This window comes from Acinetobacter sp. YH12097, assembly GCF_013419225.1.
GTDB lineage: Bacteria > Pseudomonadota > Gammaproteobacteria > Pseudomonadales > Moraxellaceae > Acinetobacter > Acinetobacter amyesii.
Genome location: NZ_VPAN01000003.1, coordinates 18,543 through 41,836 on the forward strand (window position 1 = coordinate 18,543; position 23,294 = coordinate 41,836).

The 23,294-nt window shown below is 41.7% G+C and carries 20 protein-coding genes; 8 read left to right on the forward strand and 12 right to left on the reverse strand.

The annotated features are described in order from the left end of the window. Window positions 1–61: 61 nt before the first annotated feature. The 5 genes from FTU37_RS02625 to ahcY form a co-directional block, all read right to left on the reverse strand. Entirely contained in the window at window positions 62–2,341 is a 2,280-nt protein-coding gene (locus tag FTU37_RS02625) for an NADP-dependent malic enzyme (RefSeq protein WP_180123743.1), read from the reverse strand. Between the two features lie 140 nt (window positions 2,342–2,481). Further along, the gene (locus tag FTU37_RS02630) at window positions 2,482–5,358 is read right to left on the reverse strand and encodes an EAL domain-containing protein (protein ID WP_180123744.1); all 2,877 of its coding nucleotides are present in this window, start codon (window positions 5,356–5,358) and stop codon (window positions 2,482–2,484) included. Between the two features lie 183 nt (window positions 5,359–5,541). Then, window positions 5,542–6,255 carry a 16S rRNA (uracil(1498)-N(3))-methyltransferase gene (locus FTU37_RS02635; RefSeq protein WP_180003365.1) on the reverse strand — a complete coding sequence of 238 codons (714 nt, stop codon included), beginning with the start codon at window positions 6,253–6,255 and terminating at the stop codon, window positions 5,542–5,544. A gap of 32 nt (window positions 6,256–6,287) precedes the next feature. Beyond that, window positions 6,288–7,124, reverse strand: coding sequence for a methylenetetrahydrofolate reductase [NAD(P)H] (gene metF, locus FTU37_RS02640; protein WP_168378282.1), 837 nt, complete (start codon window positions 7,122–7,124; stop codon window positions 6,288–6,290). 217 nt (window positions 7,125–7,341) lie between these two features. Continuing rightward, window positions 7,342–8,724 (reverse strand): adenosylhomocysteinase, encoded by a 1,383-nt coding sequence (gene ahcY, locus FTU37_RS02645; protein WP_180039608.1) that lies wholly within the window; start codon window positions 8,722–8,724, stop codon window positions 7,342–7,344. A 236-nt stretch (window positions 8,725–8,960) separates the two neighbouring features. On the opposite strand from ahcY, the gene FTU37_RS02650 reads away from it, so the two are divergent. The 3 genes from FTU37_RS02650 (at window position 8,961) to FTU37_RS02660 (ending at window position 10,835) form a co-directional block, all read left to right on the forward strand. After that, the gene (locus FTU37_RS02650; protein WP_111883908.1) at window positions 8,961–9,263 is read left to right on the forward strand and encodes a hypothetical protein; all 303 of its coding nucleotides are present in this window, start codon (window positions 8,961–8,963) and stop codon (window positions 9,261–9,263) included. A 34-nt stretch (window positions 9,264–9,297) separates the two neighbouring features. Further along, the gene (locus FTU37_RS02655; protein ID WP_180123745.1) at window positions 9,298–10,245 is read left to right on the forward strand and encodes a DUF4424 family protein; all 948 of its coding nucleotides are present in this window, start codon (window positions 9,298–9,300) and stop codon (window positions 10,243–10,245) included. 65 nt (window positions 10,246–10,310) lie between these two features. Beyond that, on the forward strand, window positions 10,311–10,835 hold the full coding sequence (locus FTU37_RS02660) for a peptidase C39 (RefSeq protein WP_180039612.1): 525 nt from the start codon (window positions 10,311–10,313) through the stop codon (window positions 10,833–10,835). 64 nt (window positions 10,836–10,899) lie between these two features. On the opposite strand, the gene FTU37_RS02665 is transcribed toward FTU37_RS02660, so the two are convergent. The 6 genes from FTU37_RS02665 to radA form a co-directional block, all read right to left on the reverse strand. Beyond that, complete coding sequence (locus FTU37_RS02665) at window positions 10,900–11,412, reverse strand: tetratricopeptide repeat protein (protein ID WP_180123746.1); 513 nt, start codon at window positions 11,410–11,412, stop codon at window positions 10,900–10,902. Between the two features lie 102 nt (window positions 11,413–11,514). Beyond that, entirely contained in the window at window positions 11,515–11,853 is a 339-nt protein-coding gene (locus FTU37_RS02670) for a DUF3325 domain-containing protein (RefSeq protein ID WP_180008350.1), read from the reverse strand. Then, complete coding sequence (locus FTU37_RS02675) at window positions 11,850–13,601, reverse strand: PepSY domain-containing protein (RefSeq protein WP_180123747.1); 1,752 nt, start codon at window positions 13,599–13,601, stop codon at window positions 11,850–11,852. Before FTU37_RS02675 ends, FTU37_RS02670 begins: the two co-directional genes overlap by 4 nt. Window position 13,602: 1 nt before the next feature. Beyond that, window positions 13,603–13,950 (reverse strand): hypothetical protein, encoded by a 348-nt coding sequence (locus tag FTU37_RS02680; RefSeq protein ID WP_180123748.1) that lies wholly within the window; start codon window positions 13,948–13,950, stop codon window positions 13,603–13,605. Between the two features lie 202 nt (window positions 13,951–14,152). Beyond that, the gene (locus FTU37_RS02685) at window positions 14,153–15,154 is read right to left on the reverse strand and encodes a Tim44 domain-containing protein (protein ID WP_180123749.1); all 1,002 of its coding nucleotides are present in this window, start codon (window positions 15,152–15,154) and stop codon (window positions 14,153–14,155) included. Window positions 15,155–15,277: 123 nt separating this feature from the next. Next, on the reverse strand, window positions 15,278–16,666 hold the full coding sequence (gene radA, locus FTU37_RS02690; RefSeq protein WP_180123750.1) for a DNA repair protein RadA: 1,389 nt from the start codon (window positions 16,664–16,666) through the stop codon (window positions 15,278–15,280). 185 nt (window positions 16,667–16,851) lie between these two features. Between radA and FTU37_RS02695 the strand changes: the two genes are divergently transcribed. Continuing rightward, on the forward strand, window positions 16,852–17,376 hold the full coding sequence (locus FTU37_RS02695) for a hypothetical protein (RefSeq protein WP_306670191.1): 525 nt from the start codon (window positions 16,852–16,854) through the stop codon (window positions 17,374–17,376). 75 nt (window positions 17,377–17,451) lie between these two features. Here the strand turns inward: FTU37_RS02695 and FTU37_RS02700 are convergent, their stop codons facing one another. Next, window positions 17,452–18,807: a sodium:alanine symporter family protein gene (locus tag FTU37_RS02700; RefSeq protein WP_180123751.1), complete on the reverse strand. Its 1,356-nt coding sequence runs from the start codon at window positions 18,805–18,807 to the stop codon at window positions 17,452–17,454. Between the two features lie 330 nt (window positions 18,808–19,137). Between FTU37_RS02700 and FTU37_RS02705 the strand changes: the two genes are divergently transcribed. From FTU37_RS02705 to dapF, 4 genes are all read left to right on the forward strand, one after another. Then, window positions 19,138–20,541, forward strand: coding sequence for an amino acid permease (locus tag FTU37_RS02705; RefSeq protein WP_180009988.1), 1,404 nt, complete (start codon window positions 19,138–19,140; stop codon window positions 20,539–20,541). A gap of 345 nt (window positions 20,542–20,886) precedes the next feature. Next, complete coding sequence (locus FTU37_RS02710; protein ID WP_372491094.1) at window positions 20,887–21,096, forward strand: lipoprotein; 210 nt, start codon at window positions 20,887–20,889, stop codon at window positions 21,094–21,096. A 24-nt stretch (window positions 21,097–21,120) separates the two neighbouring features. Beyond that, complete coding sequence (lysA, locus tag FTU37_RS02715; RefSeq protein ID WP_180123752.1) at window positions 21,121–22,365, forward strand: diaminopimelate decarboxylase; 1,245 nt, start codon at window positions 21,121–21,123, stop codon at window positions 22,363–22,365. Between the two features lie 13 nt (window positions 22,366–22,378). Further along, window positions 22,379–23,224 (forward strand): diaminopimelate epimerase, encoded by an 846-nt coding sequence (dapF, locus tag FTU37_RS02720; RefSeq protein ID WP_111883917.1) that lies wholly within the window; start codon window positions 22,379–22,381, stop codon window positions 23,222–23,224. The last annotated feature ends 70 nt before the right edge of the window (window positions 23,225–23,294 follow it).

Below are 23,294 nucleotides of genomic sequence, written 5' to 3' on the forward strand. Positions count from 1 at the left end.
AGCAATCATGCTACAGAACAGAGGTTTTCTCAAGTCACAAAGTGTGTTCAGGTCAACTAAATTAGAGTGCTAATTTTTCGTTTTCTTGAATCTCTGCAACAGTCAATGCAGTCATATTCACTAAACGGCGAGTTGTCGCTGTTGGCGTTAAAATATGAACGGGTTTTGCAGCACCCAAAAGAATTGGGCCAATCGTCACGTTACTACCTGAAGTTGATTTCAACAAGTTGAACGAAATGTTCGCTGCATCCAGATTAGGCATAATCAGCAAGTTCGCAGAACCTTTAAAACGTGAGTTCGGGTATGCGAAATGACGAATATTTTCATCCAATGCGGCATCACCATGCATTTCACCTTCAACCTCAAGTTCAGGTGCAATTTCTGACAAAATATCATAAACCTTACGCATTTTTTGAGCGCTAGGATCATTTTGGTCAGAACCGAAACTTGAGTGAGAAAGCAATGCTACACGCGGCGTAATACCAAAACGGCGGACTTCTTCAGCCGCTAAAATAGTCATTTCAGCAAGCTGTTCAGCTGTTGGGTTACGGTTAATGTAAGTGTCGGCAATAAACAAGTTACGATCTTCAAGCATTAATGCATTCAGCGTGAAGAAGTTATTACGGCCTTCTTTTAGCCCAATCACATTGCTGACGAAGTCTAAGTGAATGTCATAGCTAGAATAAGTACCACATAGCATACCGTCAGCCACACCATGACGAACCAGCATTGCAGCGATCAGGGTAGAGCGACGACGTGCTTCACGCTGAGCGTATTCAGGTGTTACACCTTTACGTTGCATGATGCTGTAGTAATCGTCAGCAAACTTATCGTATTCAGGGTTTTTCTCTTGATCGACGATAGTGATGTTCACGCCATCTTCAAGACGTAGACCTAATTTTTTGATGTTTGCTTCAATGACTGCAGGACGGCCTACAAGAATTGGTTTTGCTAAACCTTCATCAACTGCAATTTGTACTGCGCGAAGTACACGTAAATCTTCACCTTCAGCATAGGCAATGCGTTTTGGATCAGTTTTTGCTTGCGCAAAAATTGGTTTCATCATAAACGCAGAGTTATAAACAAACTCAGACAAACGTTGACGATACGCAGAGAAGTCTTGAATCGGACGAGTTGCAACACCTGAATCCATCGCTGCTTGTGCAATTGCAGGTGCAATTTCAAGAATCAAACGTTGATCTAATGGGCGCGGAATGAGGTAATCACGACCAAATGAAGCAGATTTTTCACCATACGATGCAGCATCAGCTTCGACATGCGCCATGCGAGCAATCGCATGTACACAAGCAATCTTCATCTCTTCATTAATCGTAGTTGCGCCAACATCTAGTGCACCACGGAAGATATAAGGGAAGCAAAGGGCATTGTTTACTTGGTTTGGATAGTCTGAACGACCAGTTGCCATAATCACGTCTGGACGTGCTTCATGTGCATGTTCAGGAAGAATTTCAGGGTCTGGGTTAGCAAGGGCAAAGATAATTGGATCTTTCGCCATGACTTTAACCATTTCTTTGGTCAAAATACCTGCTGCAGAAAGACCGAGGAACATGTCCGCACCTTCCATTACATCAGCAAGCTGAGAGCCTTCGATGTCTTGAACGTATGCCTTTTTCGACTCATCCAAGCCTTCACGTTTAGTCGTCAATAAACCGCGTGAATCTGCCACAACGATGTTTTCTTTTTTCACGCCAAGTGCGCAAAGTAAGTTCAAACATGAAAGGGCAGCAGCACCTGCGCCAGAAGCGACAATTTTGATTTCTTCAATTTTTTTGCCATTGAGTTGAAGTGCATTCAGTAATGCAGAACCCACAATGATCGATGTACCGTGTTGGTCATCATGGAACACAGGAATATTCATGCGTTCACGAAGTTTTTGCTCGATGTAGAAACACTCTGGGGCCTTGATGTCTTCAAGGTTGATACCACCGAAAGTTGGTTCTAATGCTGCAACGATATCTACGATTTTGTCTGGATCGTTTTCAGCAATTTCAATGTCAAAAACATCAACACCAGCGAATTTTTTGAATAGAACGCCTTTACCTTCCATAACAGGTTTTGACGCTAGAGGACCAATGTTACCTAAGCCCAGTACGGCTGTACCGTTACTGACTACAGCAACAAGATTACCGCGCGCTGTGTAAAGTGCAGCAGTAGATGGGTCGCGTTCAATTTCTAAACAAGGTGCAGCGACACCTGGCGAGTATGCGAGGGCTAAATCGTGTTGGTTGACCAATTGTTTGCTTGGTGTAACGCTGATTTTCCCCGGAGTTGGAAATTCGTGATAATACAAAGCCTGCTGTTTTAAAGATTGATCGTCCATCTGTATCTCGATTGTGTTTTGTTTATCCAATATAAAGCTGAAATGCTTGCTTTATCCGCTTGAATATAACATTAGTTGCACAGTTGGGACAGTCGAAGTCGCGTCTTTTTCAGACAATCTTATAGCTCAGGCATAGTGACTTATATTAAGTAAGTATAAGCAGGCGAAGAGATATTATTTTCAAGGAACACGGTTGCCTCTTCTTGTGGCAGTGGCTTAGAGAAAAAATAGCCTTGAGCAATGTCACATTCTAAGTCTTGTAGATACTGTAACTGCTGTTCAGTTTCAATCCCTTCAGCGACTACCGTCATGCCCATCGCTTTACCCATGGCAATCATGGCACTAACGATGGCCAATTGTTTATTTTCATCAATTTTAGAGATAAAACTGCGGTCTATTTTTAAGATATCAATTGGAAAATCAGCTAGATAGGATAGAGAAGAATAGCCCGTACCAAAGTCATCAAGTGAAATATTGATTTTACGTTTTTTGATTTCGTTTAACAGTTCACGTACTGAATCTAGATTTTCGACCAAAGAAGATTCAGTAATTTCCAGTTCCAGACTAGCACCATCAATTTGATTGGCATCAATCGCTTCATCAAGATCATTTAACAATTGTCCGCGGCGCAGTTGCTGCGCGACAATATTGACAGATACACAAATATTTTGATAACCCAAATTGTTCCAAAAACGAATTTGCTGTGCGGTTTTTTGCAGGACAAAACGCCCGATATCCGAAATTAAACTGGTTTGTTCTGCTAGAGGAATAAATAAGCCTGGTGGTATTAAGCCTTTTTCAGGGTGATTCCAACGCACCAAGGCTTCAAAACCATAAATATTTTTATCACGGAAATTAATCTTCGGTTGGTAATACACCACCAACTCATTATTTTGAATGGCTTTACGCAAGTCGCGTTCCAAGAAGATCCCCTGCTCTAATAATGCGGTATTTTCATTGGAATAATAACGAGTGGTGTTGCCACCTAAATTTTTTGCTTCGCTCAGCGCTTGTTCTGCACAATTATTCAGATAATCCAACTGACGACCATGCTCAGGGTAGAACGCGACACCCATCGATAAAGTGATAACATGATCTTGGCCAAAAATATTAAATGGAATGCTAAAGGCTTTATTGATGCGTTCACAATGCTCTTGCACAGAAGGGCGAATGTGTGAAATTTCATACACTATCGCAAAATCATCGCCATTTAAGTGTGCTACAAACAGAGCTTCGGCATTGGTTAGACGTAAACGCTGTGCGACTTGGCGTAACAGTTCGTCACCACCATTGTTGCTGAGATATTCATTTAATGGACGGAAACGGTCGATGTTTAAACGAATAACGGCCAACTGTTTAATCGAATCTTGCTGTGAAACTAAATATTGATGCAGTTGATAGTTGTAATAAAAACGGTTAGGTAAATCTGTTAAGGTGTCATAGTTTTCTAAATAAGATAAACGTTGTTCTTGCAATTTACGTTCGGTTAAGTCTGAAACAATCCCGATATAATGGGTGACGCGGTTTTGATCATCGGTAATGGCATTAATATGCATCCACAGTGTCAGTTCTTTACCTGAAAGAAATTTTTCGTGTAATTCACCATCGTATTCACCAATTTTCAGCACTTGTTTAATGATCGAGTAGTGCATACTGCGTTGAATTGATTTGTAATTTGCTGTGATATCAAATAGATGTTTGCCAATAATTTGGTCGTAGTTAAATCCAGTTAATTGTTCGTAAAACGGATTGACTTCGATATAGCACAGCTCTTCATTTAAAATGAAAATCCCTTCAGCGGCTTGTTCGAGTACGCTGGCTGCAAGTTTTAAACGTTCTTGAGACGTCCGTTCTTGATGGATATCACGACGAATACCGACCATGCGCAATGGCTTACGATTATCTGGATCGCGTTGAATGACCCGTCCAATATCATGTACCCAACTCCATTTTCCTTGACTGTTTTGAATCCGATAGGTGGCCTCATAACGGTCTTTAAATCCACGTAGATGTTGAATCATTGCCGACTTAAAATGAGGGATATCATCAGGATGGATCACATGTTGTAACTGTTGCTGATGCTCTTTCGAATGTCTAAGGGTTTTTTCTTGCTTATAGTTGGTGACCACGATTTTACGATCTTTGATATTCCAATCCCAAGGGCGTAAACCGGCGATTTCATGTGCAAGGACTAAATTGGCTTGTTGGTTTTCTAAATCCTTGTTCATTTGCTCAATGTCGAAGGTCCGCTCTTTGACTTTCTGTTCAAGTATTTGGTTACCTAGCTGTAGTTGTAATTCGATGTCACGTGATTTGTTGACTTCATCTTGGAGCTGCTGACACAGTTCATCAGTCCATTTGACTTGTTGCTTGGCACTATCGACCAGTAGGTTATTTTTAGCATGTAAAGTCGATACACGACGATGAATTCGATATGACGTCATGGCGCACATTAGAATCACAATGAGCCCAAAATTAATACTCAGGCTAAATAAGTGATTTGAACCATCTAAGAAAAAGAACTGTGCAATCAGATAAGGCACGATAGACGGGATAAATGCCAAACAAAAATAATTGAGTTTTTGCGTTAAATAGGTCAAACCAAAGGTTTGTGTCACGATCAAGAGTAGGGCGGAGAGCGTTAAGGCCTGAATCGGTTCAAAGCTTTGATTGGTCGCAGGTAAATAGTAAAAAATTAAAAAGATACCGCTCGCAATCAGCGTGCCGACTGAAAAACACTGAAACTGTAGCCAACGATGCGCAATCATCAGTGAATATTGTTCAGGTTTAAAATAAACGGTGCTAATCAGCCAACATAAACTGACAAAAACTTCGGTAAAAATAAACCAAATATTGAAATATAAAGATGGCGATTTATAAAAAATTTGATATATCGAAAAAATATATAAGCAAATAATCAGAATACTGACTAAAAAATAGCGGCTATGGCGAATCGTGTTCGCAATTTGAGCAGTATGATTGTACTGCTTGATATATTCATCTTGTTTATACGTCATGAATATAAAAACCCTGCCTTAACCAAATTTAGATCGTTGTATTTGTATTGTTCCTGAGAGTATTTGTTTATTCTTAGTAACAAATCATTTGTTTTTATTGACTCTAGGGTAATTGCGTTACAAATAAAAAGCAATATCGAGGATGTCATCATTGATGCTTTCAGATGAACTATCGAGTAAAAATTAAATAAATTTATAATTTAAAATTGAAAGTGCAACTACAGGTGCAGTTTCTGTGCGAAGGACACGTTCACCGATACACCAGTTCACAAAACCTTTCTCATTTGCTGCGCTGATCTCGGCTTCGCTCAAGCCACCTTCAGGGCCTATCAGTAAGGCAAATTGTGGGTCAGCATCAGCTAATACATCAACTTCATCTTTATTGGGTGCGAGTACCAACTTGGTAGTCGGAAGATTACTCTCCAGCCATTTTTCAAGGGAAAGGGGCGCAAGTACTTTAGGGACAATGTTGAGACCACATTGTTCACATGCAGCAATGGCAATACCTTGCCAATGGTCGAGTTTCTTTTGATCACGATCGTACTTCAAACGCATTTCACAACGTTCTGAAATGAGTAGTTGAATTTTAGAAACACCGAGTTCCACAGCTTTTTGAATCGCATAATCCATGCGGTCGCCTTTGCTCATCACTTGACCCAAGAGCGCCGTAAAATGTGGTGTGCGATTGCTTGGATTGAATTGCAATACTTGGACGGCAGCCGACTTTTTAGCGACTTCAACCAATTTAACATGATATTCGCCACCTTGCCCATTGAACAAAGTGGCAGTTTCGCCCACTTGAGCACGTAAAACTTTTACCCAGTGATGAAATACTGTTTCCGTTAATTCAACAGTCGTATTAACAGTTAAATCAGCTTCAATATAAAAACGTGGCATTAAAGTTTTACTCTCAAAAAGGTCGAAATGTCTTATGCAAGACCGAGGTCTTTCACAAGTTGACGTGTAGGGTCAGTGGTATTCATGGTATAGAAGTGCAAGCTTGGCGCACCACCAGCAATCAGACGTTCGCAAAGTTTCACAATCACTTCATGACCAAAGGCTTTGATTGACGCTGTGTCATCGCCATAAGTCGCAAGCTGTTTACGAATCCAGCGAGGAATTTCTGCACCTGTACCATCAGCAAAGCGAATTAAATTACTTGCATTGGTAATAGGCATGATGCCTGGAGCGACAGGAATGTTCACGCCTTCTTTTTGAATGCGTTCTACAAAGTAGAAGTATGCATCTGGATTGAAGAAGAACTGTGTGAGTGCTGCGTTAGCGCCCGCATTGGCTTTATCACAGAAACGTTTGATGTCGAGGTCAAAGCTGTCTGCTTGAGGATGCATTTCTGGGTAAGCTGCAACTTCAATTTTGAAGTGATCGCCAGTGTGCTCACGGATGAAACGCACAAGATCTGTTGCATAAGGCAATTCGCCCAAGCCCACTTGACCAGACGGCAAGTCGCCGCGCAGCGCAACAATACGGTCAATGCCTTGCGATTTATACAAATCTAGCAATTCAGCAATACGTTCTTTGCTGTCACCAATACAAGACAGGTGAGGGGCAACCGGTGTGCCTTTACCGTTGAAGTCGTTCAATGTAGACAAAGTACGTTCACGGGTAGAACCGCCTGCACCGTATGTTACAGAGAAAAATTCAGGATTTAATAATTGTAGTTCTTGGTGTACAACTTTAAGTTTTTCCGCGCCCGCATCAGTTTTGGTCGGGAAGAACTCAAAGGAAATAGGAATCTGTTTTGACATGTTCAAATCCTTTTTTTATAAATACTTTTATTTAAAAAAATCCCCTCATCCTAACCTTCTCCCAGAGGGAGAAGGGACTTCCATTATGAAAGTAATAGTTATTTGGAGTTAACAACAAATTTGCTTTCACAATGAAGAGTTCCCTCTCTTGCGCTGAGCTTCAAAGCAGTGCTTGAAGCACGCTCAGGAGAGGGTTAGGGAGAGGTATTTATAAAACTTAGTATTTATAAGCCTCAGCTTTGAACGGGCCTTCAACTTGAACACCGAGGTAATCCGCTTGTTCTTGAGTCAAAGTCGTCAATACGCCACCGAAACCTGCAACCATTGCAGCAGCAACTTCTTCGTCTAATTTCTTAGGAATAAGTTCTACGCGGATCGCCGCTTGTTTTTGATCTTCAGGAAGATCAGCAAATTTTTCAGCGAATAGGTGCATTTGCCCCAATACTTGGTTAGCAAAAGAACCATCCATAATACGCGATGGGTGACCAGTTGCGTTACCAAGGTTCACCAAACGACCTTCAGAAAGAAGGATTAAGTAATCGTTTTCATTTTCGGTACGATACACTTGGTGAACTTGTGGCTTCACTTCAACCCACTTGTAACCGCGTAGGTAGTTTGTATCGATTTCAGTGTCGAAGTGACCGATGTTACAAACTACAGCGCCAGCTTTTAATGAATCAAGCATTGCTGCGTCACATACGTGGTAGTTACCAGTCGTTGTTACGATCAAGTCAGTATTTTGAAGAAGGTCAAGGTTGATGTCTTCTTTCTTGCCAGTTTGAATGCCATTTTTATACGGAGCAACAACTTCGAAACCGTCCATGCATGCTTGCATTGCGCAGATTGGGTCAACTTCAGTTACACGTACAATCATGCCTTCTTGACGAAGTGATTGAGCAGAACCTTTACCTACGTCGCCATAACCGATTACAAGCGCACGACGACCAGATAAAAGCATATCTGTACCACGTTTGATTGCATCGTTTAATGAGTGGCGGCAGCCGTATTTATTGTCATTTTTAGACTTGGTTACAGAGTCATTTACGTTAATCGCTGGAACTTTTAAAGTACCGTCGCGGTGCATTTCGTAAAGACGTTGAACACCTGTAGTGGTTTCTTCTGTAATACCGTGGATTTTAGCAATCACTTCAGGATATTTTTCGTGAACAAGCGCAGTTAAGTCACCGCCATCATCCAGAATCATGTTGGCATCCCAAGGTGTACCGTTCACATTGATTTGCTGTTCAAGACACCACATGTATTCTTCTTCAGTTTCGCCTTTCCAAGCAAATACAGGAATACCTGCAGCAGCGATTGCAGCAGCAGCGTGGTCTTGAGTAGAGAAGATGTTGCATGAAGTCCAGCGTACTTCTGCGCCCAATTCAACTAGAGTTTCAATTAAAACTGCAGTTTGAATGGTCATGTGGATACAGCCAAGGATTTTCGCACCAGCAAGCGGTTTAGCCGCTGCATAGCGTTTGCGAAGACCCATTAGGGCTGGCATTTCTGCTTCTGCAAGTTTGATTTCTTTACGGCCGTAGTCAGCTAGTGAAATATCGGCAACTTTATAATCTGTAAATGAAGCATTAACCGCGTTCATCACGATCTCCTTAATAAAAACAATTGATCATTCAGTTCGCGGATGCCGTTGTTGATTGGAACGAGTGTCCAACCGAATCGTCGAGCCTAGCGATCTTATATTTAGTGCCTATAAGAAAGTCGCAGCATCCCTCGACTAGCGGAGTATTGTACTTGGAAATAGAGTGAGTTCCAATCAAAAATTGGTTAATATGTAGATGAATAATCTGATAATAAAAAGATAATAACGTACATATCATGAATATATTAAAATTTAATATTTTCCTAGTTTTACTCGTATCTTCACAAGCTGTCTCAGCAAGGCGAGGCGACTTTTCACCACAAGATATTTTTTTTCTGCCTTTAATTTTGATTGGGGTTTTATCCTTATTTAAATTTTCAGGCTTTATTGAAAATTATACGAAAGGCTTAAATTTAACCCTTAGAGTAGTCATAAAAGCAGTGAGTTTTATTATTTTGATTGGCATCATTGCCCTTATAATTATCGGGATAGGGCTAATTTCTGAGTATATTCCTGAAAAATGGTCGATGATATTCTAGTGCAATTTTAAATATAAAAAATTGGAAGCTAATAATGAAAAAATTAACTGCATTCATATGCTTGTGTTTTTCAGCACTAACATATGCCAACGATTCAACAGGCTATGTGGCAACGGGAGGGGTGCAGTACCTGAAAAATAAAGACATTCAAATGTTCAGTGAAGACCTGTTTATCAGTAAAAAAATGATCAAGGTCGATTATCAGTTTAAAAATCTGAGCAATCAAGATGTGATTGAAACGGTCTTATTTCCGTTGCCAAAAGTTAAAAACTTCTTTGAATCAGATTTTGCCAATACAGAAAAGTTGCTCAAACGTTTTAAAGTTCAAGTGAATGGAAAAACGATTCAGCCTGAAATGCATGTGCGCACTTTTATTCAAAAAGATGAAAAAACAGCCCCGATTGATATGACGGAGAGTTTTAAGCAATGCGGGTTTACGGAAAAAGACATGCTGAATCCGTGGAGCAGGCAAGATGATGAATATGAAACTTTCGAGGAAAAACTCAGAAACTGTAAAAATGCAGCTTTGCAAAAAGTTTTGCCCAAAGATCCGAGTGAAGTCATTTCATGGTCATCTCAGGTAATTTACAGCTGGAAGCAAACCTTTAAAGCCAAAGCATTTACTCGCGTACAGCATCAATATGCACCGCTAGTGGGTGGCTCTGTGGCGTTATATCCAGATGAGTATAATCAACAATTTTGTATGGATAAAAACTTTAAGGCAGGACTCAGAAAGGCCAAATCACAGCATGCACCATTTCAAGCACTGGGCTATATCTTAAAAACAGGTGCCAATTGGGCAAAACCTATTCAAGATTTTAAGCTGACTATTGAGCGGGATGCTAACGAACTGGTTTCATTTTGCTGGGCAGGTAAAGTGAAGAAAATCAGCGCTACGCAGTTTCAAATGGTTGAAAAGAATTTTGTGCCCAAACAAGATTTGGACATTATTTTTGTGCATGTGAAATCAGGTCTGGATTAAAACTTGCAGGCAAAACTGCTGCGATTTGTTTATCATCGTCCATAAGCAATTTTGAGTTTTGATATATGTCGATGGAAATACCTGATGAGTTGGCAAATTTAGAAGCCAATGGCGGCATTTATGCAGTGTGGATGTTGCTGCAGCACTTAGGTATAGATGCAGACATTCAGCAGCTCATCGAAGTTTGCGCTTATGAAGCTGGCCATGGCACAACAACCATTGGTTTGGCTGTAGGACTGAAAAAGTTTGGCTTTCTAGTAAAGTTTTACACAGAGCATGATCCTGAGCTGCAAGACAGTGAAAAACGCAGCTATGCAGAAGCGGATCAATTGGAACTGCCTATATTACCTGCAATTGGCTATGCACAAATCCAGCAGGCTTTTGAACAAAATCAGTTTGTGATTGTCTATTACGACACCCTAGACGGAGTGGGGAATCATTCCTTGGTGTATGACATTGATGAGACAGAGATCAGTTTCTTTGACAGCTTTGATGCCATGCCAGCAGACGTATTTGAACAGCAGCGTGGTGCGGAAGGCATTTGCCGACAAGTCATTATTGTGGATGTAAATGATTATGTGGCGAGCTGAGCCATATTGTTGAATGAAAAAAGCCCATCATGAGATGGGCTTTATTTTTTAGAAAATAATTGGATTATTGCTCAGCCATACTGGCTTTTTCATTCCAAAAATCTGCTTTTTCTTCATCGGCGTCGATGCCTAATCCATTGGCATAAATAAAAGCCAAATCACGCATGGCCTGAACTTCACCTAATTTTGCAGATTGTTCAACCAGTTCAATGGATTTAGCGACATCTTTTTCCACCACATCGCCGCGACGGTAAAAATTGGCCAATTCTAAAATTGCAGCAGGATGGTCATGCTTCGCCGCTTGTTCTAACCAGCGGTGCGCATGTTCAAAATAGGTTTTAGATTCTTCCGGATCTTCTTCGAGCATATCTTTGGCATAGACTGCATAGCCTTCACCCAGCCAATACATTGCTTCTACATGACCTAACTGAGCTGCTTTGAGTGCCCATTCTTCTGCAAGTTCAACATGCTCATCATTTTCACTTTGCATATAAATTTCAGCCAGTTCAAATTGAGCATCTTTATTGCCTGCCATGGCACGGTTATATAAAGCAGGAGAGATCGAAAGTTCAGACATGTGTAATCCAAAAGAGCAGAATAGGCATAGCCTAATCGGTTGGCATGAAAAAAGCCAATCCGAAGATTGGCTTTCAATGTTTAGAGAAGCTTGTCTAATGAATTAAAATTTCAATAACACAGCTGACAATACAAATACGACAACCAATGCACCAATAATTTTCCAAAAATATTCAGCGATATAACTAATACATAGCCCGACAAATAAAGCCGCAATAGTCAGCGCGCCAAACCAATAACTGATGTTATTGCTCGGCGTGCCAAGAGAGAGGCAAATTATCAAGGCGATGATCAATAGCGCCCAGCCGACTAGCGTGGCTAACCGTGTTTGGCCCACACTTAGTTCTTTGCTGTAGAACTGCTTTTGATGTTTTGACATGCTGCTTGCCAAGGCAAAAAAACCTAAGCTACTCAGTGTCCAAATCAGGAGAAAGAACATCATGCTTCAACCTCCTTTGTGCCACGTGCTTTTTTAACAGGCAGCCCTTTATGCTTTTTCACTTTGTAAAATGAATAGGCAAACAAGATAGCCAAAAGCCACATTGCAAGATCAAAGGATGCAATCATCCATTGGCCATTTGCCATGGTATTCCAAAGCGGTTGACCACCAGTCATGAAGTTTACAATCGGCAGTAAGGCAAAAATTGCTGTGGCAAAAGCTAAAAGTTCTAGCCACGCTTGACGATGCGTACGGAACATCGCATAAACGAGCGTCAGTAGCCAAACAATAAAGAAACTACGAATTTCTAATTCCGAACGGTTTTCAAGTTGTGCGGGAATAAAACGGTTGGCATAGAAAAATGCTGCGCAGGCAATCGGCAAACCAATAATCGCTGCAATATTGGTCACTTCAACCGTGCGGTAGCCAAATGATTTAAAGCCTTGTTTTTGCTGTTGCGGCGCACGTTTTACACACCACAGAATGAGACCTGTAGCGACCATCAGTGTGCCTACAATCCCTGAAATAAACAGCAGCCAACGTAGTGCTAAATCTACACCGCGTGCTTCATGTAGCGTAGTGACTACATTGTAAATACCCATCGGTACAGAAGGGTGCTTTAACTTGGCACTTTCGTCAGTTAAGTCTTTGCCAGTTACGCCATCAAATTGTTTGCTTGCATAGACATTTCGATACGCGACACTTTCACCATGTAAGGCACGTAGCTCAATTTTAGCTTGGTCTGTATTCGGTGCAATGATGCTAACGGTACTAATCGGATTGTTTTTCCATTCAGTCTGAACCGCAGTCACGATTGGCGCTAAGTTGGTCAACGGCGCAGCAACGACAGGTTGCTCTTCACGTTTAGAGCGACGATCTCCTCGACCTTCACCACGGCCCTCAGCACGATTTTCGCCTTGGTTTTGCGCAGAATTGGCACGGGCTTGCTGTGGGCGTTCGCCACGTTCTTCGCGTCCTTGGGCAGATTCACGTCCTTCAGGTTTATTTTCTTGAACTAGGGCACGATTTTGTTCTTGTAAAAATTGTCCCCGGTTTTCATAAATACGCTCAATCCCCCAAGGCATGATCGTAAATAACAGCAGCAACAGGCCACTAAAGGTGATCATGATGTGGAAGGGAAGCGCAAATACTGCGGTTGCATTATGTGCATCGAGCCAAGAACGTTGTCCTTTACCTGAACGGAAGGTAAAGAAATCTTTAAAGATTTTTTTATGAGTAATCACACCACTAATGATGGCAACTAACATCAACAGTGTCGCTATCCCGACAAACCATCGCGTCCACATACGTGGCATACCATAAAGTTCGAAATGGAAACGATAGAGAAAATTACCACCACGCGTATCGCGCGGCTCAAGCACTTCACCTGTAGCACTATCAATGTAGATTTGTTTACCACCACGGCGTGCGCGAGGGTCTTCACCTTGTTCACGAACGGTAATTAATGTGGCATTTTGACGCGTATTTGGCAGCAAAATATTCCAAGCACCTGCATTCGGATGATTTTGCTGTAAATAATTCAGTGCGACTTCAGTTTGTTGGACTTGTGAACTGGCTGGAACAGATTGATGCAGCTCAGGTGTCATCCAAACATTGATTTCATTTTTAAAGAAGCTTAGGGTCCCTGTCAGGAAAATTGCATACAGCAACCAACCTAAGATTAGGCTGGCCCATGTATGCAGCCAAGACATGGACTGGCGAGGTCCCTCTACTTTTGCATCAACACGCATTTTAGCTTCCCATCATCATGTAAATGGCATACAAACACACCGCAGGGATCACAATACCTAAAGTTGCTTTGAGGGTTTTATTCACCATAAAGACCCAAATAAATGCACAGCTCCACAGGATAAATGCAATTAAAGTTGCACTCATGGCTGCACTTCCACGGTCTTCGCTAAACACATCTGCGATTACGATGGCAGATAGCATCGCGACAACATATCCGCCCACTAAAGCGAGGGCAAAGCGATAGAAAATCATCAAGCGATAGGTCAATAGAGAGGGGGTATCTTTACGCGCTTTAGGCAGCGCAGATGTGAGGGGTGTCACGAGTGCCTCAGGTGGTGAGCTATTCATAAAATACTTAAGCGCTTGGAAATTGTATTAAAGTTAATCTAAATGATAACAATTATTATTAATAATTAGAATAATGTATTCACAAATTTATTGATTTTTCAGCATGCTGAGTAGAAATTGATTTAAAAAGAGGGGAATTAAAGGCGAAAAAATAGCGACCGGAGTCGCTATTTTAGAATGCAAGAATGCTTAATTTTCTACATTATTGCTCTTGTTGAATGCCTGCAACTAACCAGTCTTGATCAGAACCCGCAGGTTTAACAAAATGCCATACTTCAGCAAATGGCTGTGGCAAACTATTTAAGTCTTCACTTACCGTACCTGTAAAACGCACACTTACAACGTATTGACCATTTTCGTTAGCAGAATCGACCACCATAGCATTTAAGTTAGAAAACTCAGCAACGTCTTCATCTTTATTCGCCATAATGTCGTTATACATAGACTGGTAAAGATCAGGCGTTAAGTAACGCTGAATTTCAGAAATGTTGCTTGCCGTATTCATCGATTGAATGTGGTTAAAACGCTGACGTGCAACACGTAAAAATGTTGCTGGCTCTGTACCATCAGGCAATTGATTGCCGCTGTTGGTATAGGCAGCACCAAAAGGCGCGTTCGTTGCTGCAGCTGCACCAAATGGAGCATTTGAAGCTGCTGAATTACCGCCTACAGAATTACCAAAAATATTCGTATTGTCATTACCTGCACGAGGTGCAGCATTTTGCTGGCCAAACGGTGCATTGTTTGCACCGCTGTTTGGCGCATACGGATTGTTAGCGGCTAGTTTTTTTTTTGCGCCCATCTTACGGAAAATGAAGAAGGCAACAGCAGCGGCAAGTAAAATCCAGATCCAGCCTGGAATACCACCTTTCTCTTCCTGTTGTTGAGCTTGCGCTTCAGAAGCTGCTTGACCGTTATTGTCATCGGCCATCGCATTTGCAGCGACTGCACCAATAGCAGCACCAGCCACACCAGCAGCAACCATTCCGCCCACATTCGAGCCAGATTTTGCTGGAGCGCCAGCAGTTGCAGGCTGTTGAACAGGAGCAGATTGACGAGGTTGCTGATAAGACTGAGTTGGAGTAGCTTGACGGCTCATACCATGGCTTTTACCACCACCGGCACGTTTCGCTTCTGCAATCGGCGCTACCAAAAGGGCTGCTGTTAAAAGAGCAGTCATCAAACCACGCTGTCGAACTTCCATCAAATTTTCCTATATCTATATAAAGTTAAAATAGCCATCTAGTTATGCCGCCATTTGTACTGAATTTCAATAGAACATCGGTAAAAAATTGAAAATTCATTCAAAATAAACGATTCAACGTGACTAAGACTCATCGGTCAGTGTAATTGCCTGACTCAACGCCTCATGTAAACGTGCCACAGAAATAATCTCTACACCTGAAATGGTTTTTTGCGGTGCATTACCACGAGGTAAAATAATGGTTTTAAACCCATGCTTAATGGCTTCTTTGAGTCGCTCCTGTCCATTGGGTACAGGACGGATTTCGCCTGAAAGTCCGACTTCGCCAAATACTGCCAAATGCTGTGGCAGGGCTTTAGCTCTTAAGCTAGAGGCGCAGGCTAAAAGTACCGCAAGGTCAGAACCTGTTTCTGTGATTTTTAAACCACCCACGACATTGACATAGACATCTTGTCCAGCGGTTTGTACGCCACCATGACGGTGCATAACGGCTAAAAGCATGTTTAAACGGTTTTGTTCTAAACCTAAGGCCACGCGTCGAGGTTGTCCGTGCGCATCATCTACCAAAGCTTGAACTTCAACCAAAAGTGGACGTGTACCTTCACGGCTAATCATGACAATGGAACCCGGAATGGCTTCATCATAACGACTCAGGAAAATAGCGGATGGGTTTGATACCTCGCGCAGACCTTTATCAGTCATGCCAAATACACCAAGCTCGTTGACCGCACCAAAACGGTTTTTCACCGCCCGAATCATACGGAAGCGCGAGTCAGACTGACCTTCAAAATACAAAACACAATCGACCATGTGCTCAAGCACACGAGGGCCTGCCAAAGAACCTTCTTTCGTTACGTGACCGACAATAAATAGTGCAGTGCCACTATTTTTGGCAAAGCGAGTCAGGAGTGCAGCCGATTCACGAATTTGGGAAACACCGCCCGGCGCAGACTGGAGTGTCTCGGTGTATAGGGTTTGGATCGAATCTAAAATGGCAACGGCAGGGCGTTCATGTGCCAAAACTTCACAAATACGCTCGACACAGGTTTCGGCCATGACTTTGAGTTGATCGGTCGGCAAATCTAGGCGCTGGGCACGTAGAGCCACTTGAGACAAAGATTCCTCACCAGTGACATATAAGGCAGAACTTTTACTCGCCGCCATATAGGTTGCGGTTTGTAGCAAAATAGTGGATTTACCAATGCCGGGGTCACCACCAATCAGCACAACTGAACCTGTGACCAGTCCACCACCGAGCACACGGTCAAATTCACCAATACCTGTTGCCATTCGAGTTTCATGCGAAACGGAAACTTGATTTAAGGTAGTCACAGCAGCTGCTTGACCTGCATAGCCACCGCCCATTTTAGGCTGCGCACGGTGTGTAACGGCGGGTGCAATATTGACTTCGACTAATGAATTCCATTCACCACATTCGGTACATTGACCGGCCCATTTGGGATGATCAGCACCACATTGTTCACATCGATAGACACTTTTTGCTTTCGCCATAATATTTACTGTGCACAAACTCAAATTGAGTCACAGCATAGCGGTGAATACATCGAAAAACCAAGTTTTTATCGCATGAAATGACTGTTGAAGGTCAATTGATGTCGTTTTATTTTCAATAGCTGCACTTTTATATAGTAAGCACTTTATAATAGCGCATTATATTTTTTGAAATGGGTCACCACATGACTGAACTATTACGACATATCGATGCCATTGCACGTGAAAAAAATCGTGATGTGTTATTTGTGCATTTTGAAGAATATGATCATCAACATCCTGAGAAAAATACGGTACGTAATGACGTTATGCACTGGTTTGACCTGCAAAATCTCGAGTATTTCCCTTGTATGGGGCTAGAAGGTGAGTCTTTGATCGATAGCTATACAGGTGATTTATACCTTGACGTACCTTTTGATGAAAGCAGCCCTGCATATAAAACTCTCAGTGAATATCTTGAAGATGAACAAGGGAACATGAAAATTCAGGGGGTATTGTTCTTTTCTTTATCCTTGGAAATTGCCTTAGAAATCGAAGCGGATCTGATGGAAGTCAGTGCTGTAGATTCTGAATATGCTGAAAATGAGTTTGGTGACCAATTTGGCGAAGGCTTTATTGAAGATGCTGAGTCAGATCAAAAGGATGAATCCAATGAAAGCAACACGAAAAACGACAAATTTGATGATGGTCAAATCGGTACGATTCAATAAGTAAATATCGATTATCAGTCCGAATAAAAAAGCCACGTGAATTCACGTGGCTTTTTGTTTAGTAGCGTGAAAGGATTAGTACAGTTCACCTGATTTACGACGTGCAATAAAGTCCTTCGATTCTTTGGCAATAACACCAGAAAGTAACAACAGCGCAATTAAGTTTGGTACAGCCATCAAACCGTTAAAGGTATCGGCAAATAACCACACAAGATCAAGAGTCGCCACACAGCCTACAAAGACTGAAGCGATGTAAATCAAACGGTAAATCAAGACAAACTTTTCACCAAGTAAGTAAGTACAGCATTTTTCACCATAGTAACTCCAACCTAAAATGGTTGAGTATGCAAAGAAAATAATCCCGAAGGTGACGATCAAGCCGCCAAAACCCGGTAATAATTTATCAAATACGCTGATAGTTAAAACTGCACCAGTTTGGTCGCCAAAACTGTTGCCTGCCATAATAAAGCCCATGACCAAAACAATCCCGGTGATAGAACACACGATAATCGTATCGATAAATGTACCTGTCATTGAAACTAAACCTTGACGTGCAGGGTGATCCGTTTTCGCAGCAGCCGCGGCAATAGGTGCAGAACCCATACCTGCTTCGTTAGAGAAAACACCACGGGCAACACCATAACGAATAGCCGCACCAATCGCACCACCTGCCGCAGCTTCGCCAGTAAATGCATAGGTAAAGATTAATTTGAGAGAAGGAATGACCAATTCAAGATTATTTAAAATGATGATTAGTCCACCCAATACATAACCGACAGCCATAATAGGTACGATATAAGAGGATGCTTTAGAGATGGATTTAATTCCGCCGAGAATTACTAAAGCAGACAGAATAGTAATAACAATACCTGTAATCCACGTTTCAAGTCCGAGACTATTTTCAACAGCGAGGGCAACCGTATTGGACTGTACTGAACTGCCAATGCCGAAAGAGGCTAAAGTACCAAAGAGGGCAAAAATGACAGCGAGCCATTTCCACTTCAGTCCACGTTCAATGTAGTACATTGGACCGCCGCTCATTTCGCCATTTTCATTTTTTACGCGATATTTGACTGCGAGTACGCCTTCACCATATTTGGTTGCCATACCAAAGAGCGCGGTTATCCACATCCAAAACACTGCGCCCGGACCACCGAGCACACAAGCGGTGGCTACACCGGCAATATTACCTGTACCAATGGTGGCAGAAAGTGCGGTCATAAGTGAGGCGAAATGAGAAATATCGCCATCATGTTGATTTGCTTTAGGATGCTTGCCAAAGACTTGTTTGAATGCGAAAGGCAACATGCGAAATTGCCAGAAAAGTAGTCGGAAGGTGAGGAATACACCTGTTCCGACAATGAGGACCAACATGTATGGGCCCCAGACCCAGCCGCTGAGTGTATTCATGAGTGTGTGTAGATCTTGCATAGTATCTTTCTTCTTATCGGTCCTGAGTGAATGCTACATTTTTGATATCTGTAGCAATTGATATGCCATTGTTAGAAACTTCCATGATTTTTGGCATAAATTTTTTATCGTTGGGAAAATATTTTTTGCATAGAATTGAAGTTTTTACAAGTAAATTGTTGTTTTGTTTGTCGCTTTGAATTTGGGATAGAGGTTAAGATTTTTATATATAAGAAAAATAAATTAACTTTGTCACTTAATCCGAAAATATAGATGATGAAAAATAATTTTGTATTTTCTGAAACTTTTACGTTAATTTGTCGCAATTGGAACGCGAAGTTGAATTAAATAATGTCAAATGAGAGTCATGGATCGCACGCCGATAGCGGCGATTTGAAACGAAGCCTGTCCAACCGACACCTGCAATTGATTGCGATTGGTGGTGCGATTGGTACAGGTTTATTTATGGGGTCAGGAAAGACCATCAGTTTAGCTGGTCCGTCCATCCTTATTATCTATATGATTATTGGTTTTATGGTTTTCCTCGTCATGCGTGCATTAGGCGAGTTATTACTATCAAATCTTGAATATAAATCTTTTATCGATTTTGCAACCGACTTAATCGGCCCGTGGGCAGGTTATTTTGTGGGTTGGACCTATTGGCTGTGCTGGATCACTATAGGGATTGCTGATTTATCGGCCATCATTTATTACCTGCAATTCTTTAATGGAGGTAACCCGTTCTCGCCCGAAGAAGGGGTGATGATCAGTGTTGCCGCCATTGTGTTTATCATGGGTTTAAACCTTGTTACGGTTAAACTTTTTGGTGAATTAGAGTTTTGGTTTGCACTGATTAAGATTATTGCAATCGTGGTGCTCATTGGTGTCGGTCTTTGGATGATCTTTACCGGTTTTACCTCATCGACAGGTGAAATCGCATCATTCACACATTTATGGTCACATGGTGGTCTATTCCCAACAGGAGTAACTGGCTTCTTGGCAGGTTTCCAAATCGCCATTTTTGCCTTTGTCGGCGTAGAACTCGTGGGTACTACGGCAGCAGAAACCAAAGATCCAGAACACAACTTGCCTAAAGCTGTGAACTCGATTCCGATTCGTATCATTATTTTCTATGTGCTGGCACTTGTGATTGTGATGTCCGTTACGCCATGGAATGCCATTGACCCAAGCATTTCACCATTCGTGAACTTGTTTAGCCAAGCCGGTATTGCTGCTGCTGCGATTATTATGAACTTGGTTGTGTTGTCATCAGTTATGTCATCGATGAATAGTGGTGTGTTCTCGACTTCACGTATGTTGTTTGGTTTATCTCGTGAAGAGCAAGGTCCAAAAGCGTTTGGCCGTCTAAACTCACGTGCAGTTCCGGCAAATGCGTTGTATTTCTCGGCAGTTTGTTTACTGTTGGGTGCGGCATTACAGTATTTCGTACCGAACACGGTTGAAGCCTTCACTTTAGCAACTACACTGTCGACGATTTTATTTATCTGCGTATGGCTCATGATTATCTGGAGTTATATCGTTTACTATAAAACTCGTCCTGAGTTGCATGCGAAATCAACCTTTAAACTACCGGGTGGTTTATATACCTGTTGGCTCGTGATTATCTTCTTCATCGGCATGATTTATGTCTTGTCGCTAGAAGCAGATACCATGAAAGCGCTCATGGTGAGCCCGATTTGGTTCATCATATTGATTATTGGCTATTTCGGTTTTTATAAGAAAAAGCACCATTAATTTACATTTTTGATCTGATGTAAAAACATAAAAAAGCTGCTCCTGTGGGGGCAGCTTTTTTATTTGGATATGGACTTATTTTAAGTTAAAACAGACTGTTTATTAGCGTTTCGATTTGTATTAAACAGCATTCAAATTGATAAGCTATTTCAGTGAAATCAATAGCCTGATCGAGCTAGAAATAAAGACAAATAAGGATTGAAAACAGCACCATCAAATTTTGCTTAAATTTAGTGCAGAATGGCAAAAAGCTCACTTGGAATTACAGGGCTTTTCTTTTATCCGCGGGTTGATCACGTTATACTCGGAAAAATCTTTTCATTAGGTACGTTTATGTATCGTTTTATGAATTATAAAATTATTGTATTAGCTAGTGCTGTGCTGCTGACCGCTTGTGGTCAGTCTGGTGCATTGCATTTACCTTCAGATGCAAATGCAGATAAGCGCGCAAAATATCTGATTTATCCAGATACGCCTGCACAGCAAAAGCAGGAAAAACAAGCGGCTCCTGTTGCAACTGAATCGGAATCTTCAAATTCTAACCCTACACCTTAATGCTTTTATAGAAAGGATACTTTCATGAGTTTCACCCGTACGAATGGGGTATTGCATGCAGAGCAATGTTCTTTACAACAGCTTGCACAGCAATATGGCACACCGCTTTATGTTTATTCAAAAGCTATTTTTGAAAAGCATTATTCAGATATGGATCGTGCATTTAGCTTTATCGACCATCAAATTTGTTTTGCGGTAAAGTCAAACTCTAATCTTGCGGTGTTAAACGTACTTGCCAAGCAGGGTGCTGGTTTTGATATCGTGACGGGTGGTGAACTCGCACGTGTATTAAAAGCCGGTGGTGAAGCTTCTAAAATTGTATTCTCTGGTTTGGGTAAAACTGAAGCTGATATTCAAAAAGCGTTGGACGTGGGTATTGCATGTTTTAACGTTGAATCACATGCAGAGCTAGATCGAATCCAAAAAGTTGCTGCGGCAATGGGTAAGAAAGCACCGATTTCATTGCGTGTAAATCCAGATGTGGATGCCAAAACCCATCCTTATATCTCTACGGGTTTAAAAGAAAATAAATTCGGTATTCCTTCAGACAGCGTTTTTGACACCTATGCATATGCAGCGTCGTTGCCTAATCTTGAGATTATCGGGATTGATTGTCATATCGGTTCACAGTTGACTGAAACTCAGCCTTTTGTTGATGCACTTGAGCGTGTCATTGTGATGATCAATCAATTGAAAGAGATGGGGATTCACCTAAAACACATCGATATCGGTGGTGGTTTAGGTGTGACTTACAAAGACGAAGTTCCACCAACTGTTGAAGAATATGCTCAGGCAATGCGTCCGGCTTTAGAAAAATTAGGCTTTAAGGTGTATATGGAACCGGGGCGTAGTATTTCTGCAAATGCAGGTGTGTTGTTAACTAAAGTTGATTTACTCAAACCGACCAATCATCGTAATTTTGCCATTATTGATGCTGCTATGAACGACTTAATCCGACCTGCTTTATATGAAGCATGGATGGATATTCAGGAAGTAACGCCTCGTACTGATACAGAAAAGAAAGACTGGGATGTTGTTGGCGCGATTTGCGAAACTGGCGATTTCCTAGGAAAGCAACGTCAGTTGGCGATTCAAGAAAATGACGTGCTTGCAGTATTGGGTGCAGGTGCTTATGGTTTTGTCATGAGTTCAAACTACAACAGCCGAGGACGTGCTGCTGAAGTAATGGTTGACGGTGATCAGTCTCATTTGATTCGTGAGCGTGAAACCATCGAATCATTATGGGAACGTGAACGTTTATTGCCTTAAGGAGAAATTCGAGATGTTATTAGAATTTACCAAAATGCATGGCCTTGGCAATGACTTCATGGTGGTCGATCTGATTAGCCAACGAGCTTATTTAGATACAGTGACGATTCAGCGTTTGGCCGACCGTCATTTTGGTATTGGTTTTGATCAGCTTTTGATTGTAGAACCACCTGATTTACCCAATGTCGATTTTAAATATCGTATTTTTAATGCAGATGGTTCGGAAGTTGAACAATGCGGAAATGGCGTACGTTGTTTTGCGCGCTTTGTGCATGAACGTAAGTTGACCAGCAAAACCAAAATCAAAGTACAAACCAAGTCAGGTATCGTAGAGCCTGAATTAGGTGCGAATGGTTGGGTGCGCGTTAACATGGGTTATCCACGCTTTTTGCCGCATGAAATTCCATTTATTGCGGAAGAGCCTGAAAACTTATACGACATTGCATTGGCGAATAATGAACAGCTCACCATTGATGTAGTGAGTATGGGTAATCCGCATGCAGTGACGATCGTTCCTGATGTTATTACCGCAGACGTTGCTAAAATTGGTCCACAAGTCGAATCGCATGAGCGTTTTCCACAGCGTGTAAATGCAGGTTTTATGCAAATTGTGGACGAGAAACATGCACGCTTACGTGTATTTGAACGTGGTGTCGGTGAAACTATGGCCTGTGGTACAGGTGCTTGTGCAGCGGCAGTATCAGGTATGCGTCGTGGTTTATTAGCCAATTCGGTCGAAATAGAGTTGGCAGGTGGTAAGCTGCAAATTGAGTGGCAAGAAGGTGGTGTAGTTTGGATGACTGGACCAACTGCAACAGTTTACGAAGGACGCTTAGATTTAAGTTACTTCCAAGGTTAAAATCAAAGCCCTGATTCATTCAGGGCTTTTTTCATAAAATAAAAAGTGAATAAAAAATTATAATTCAATT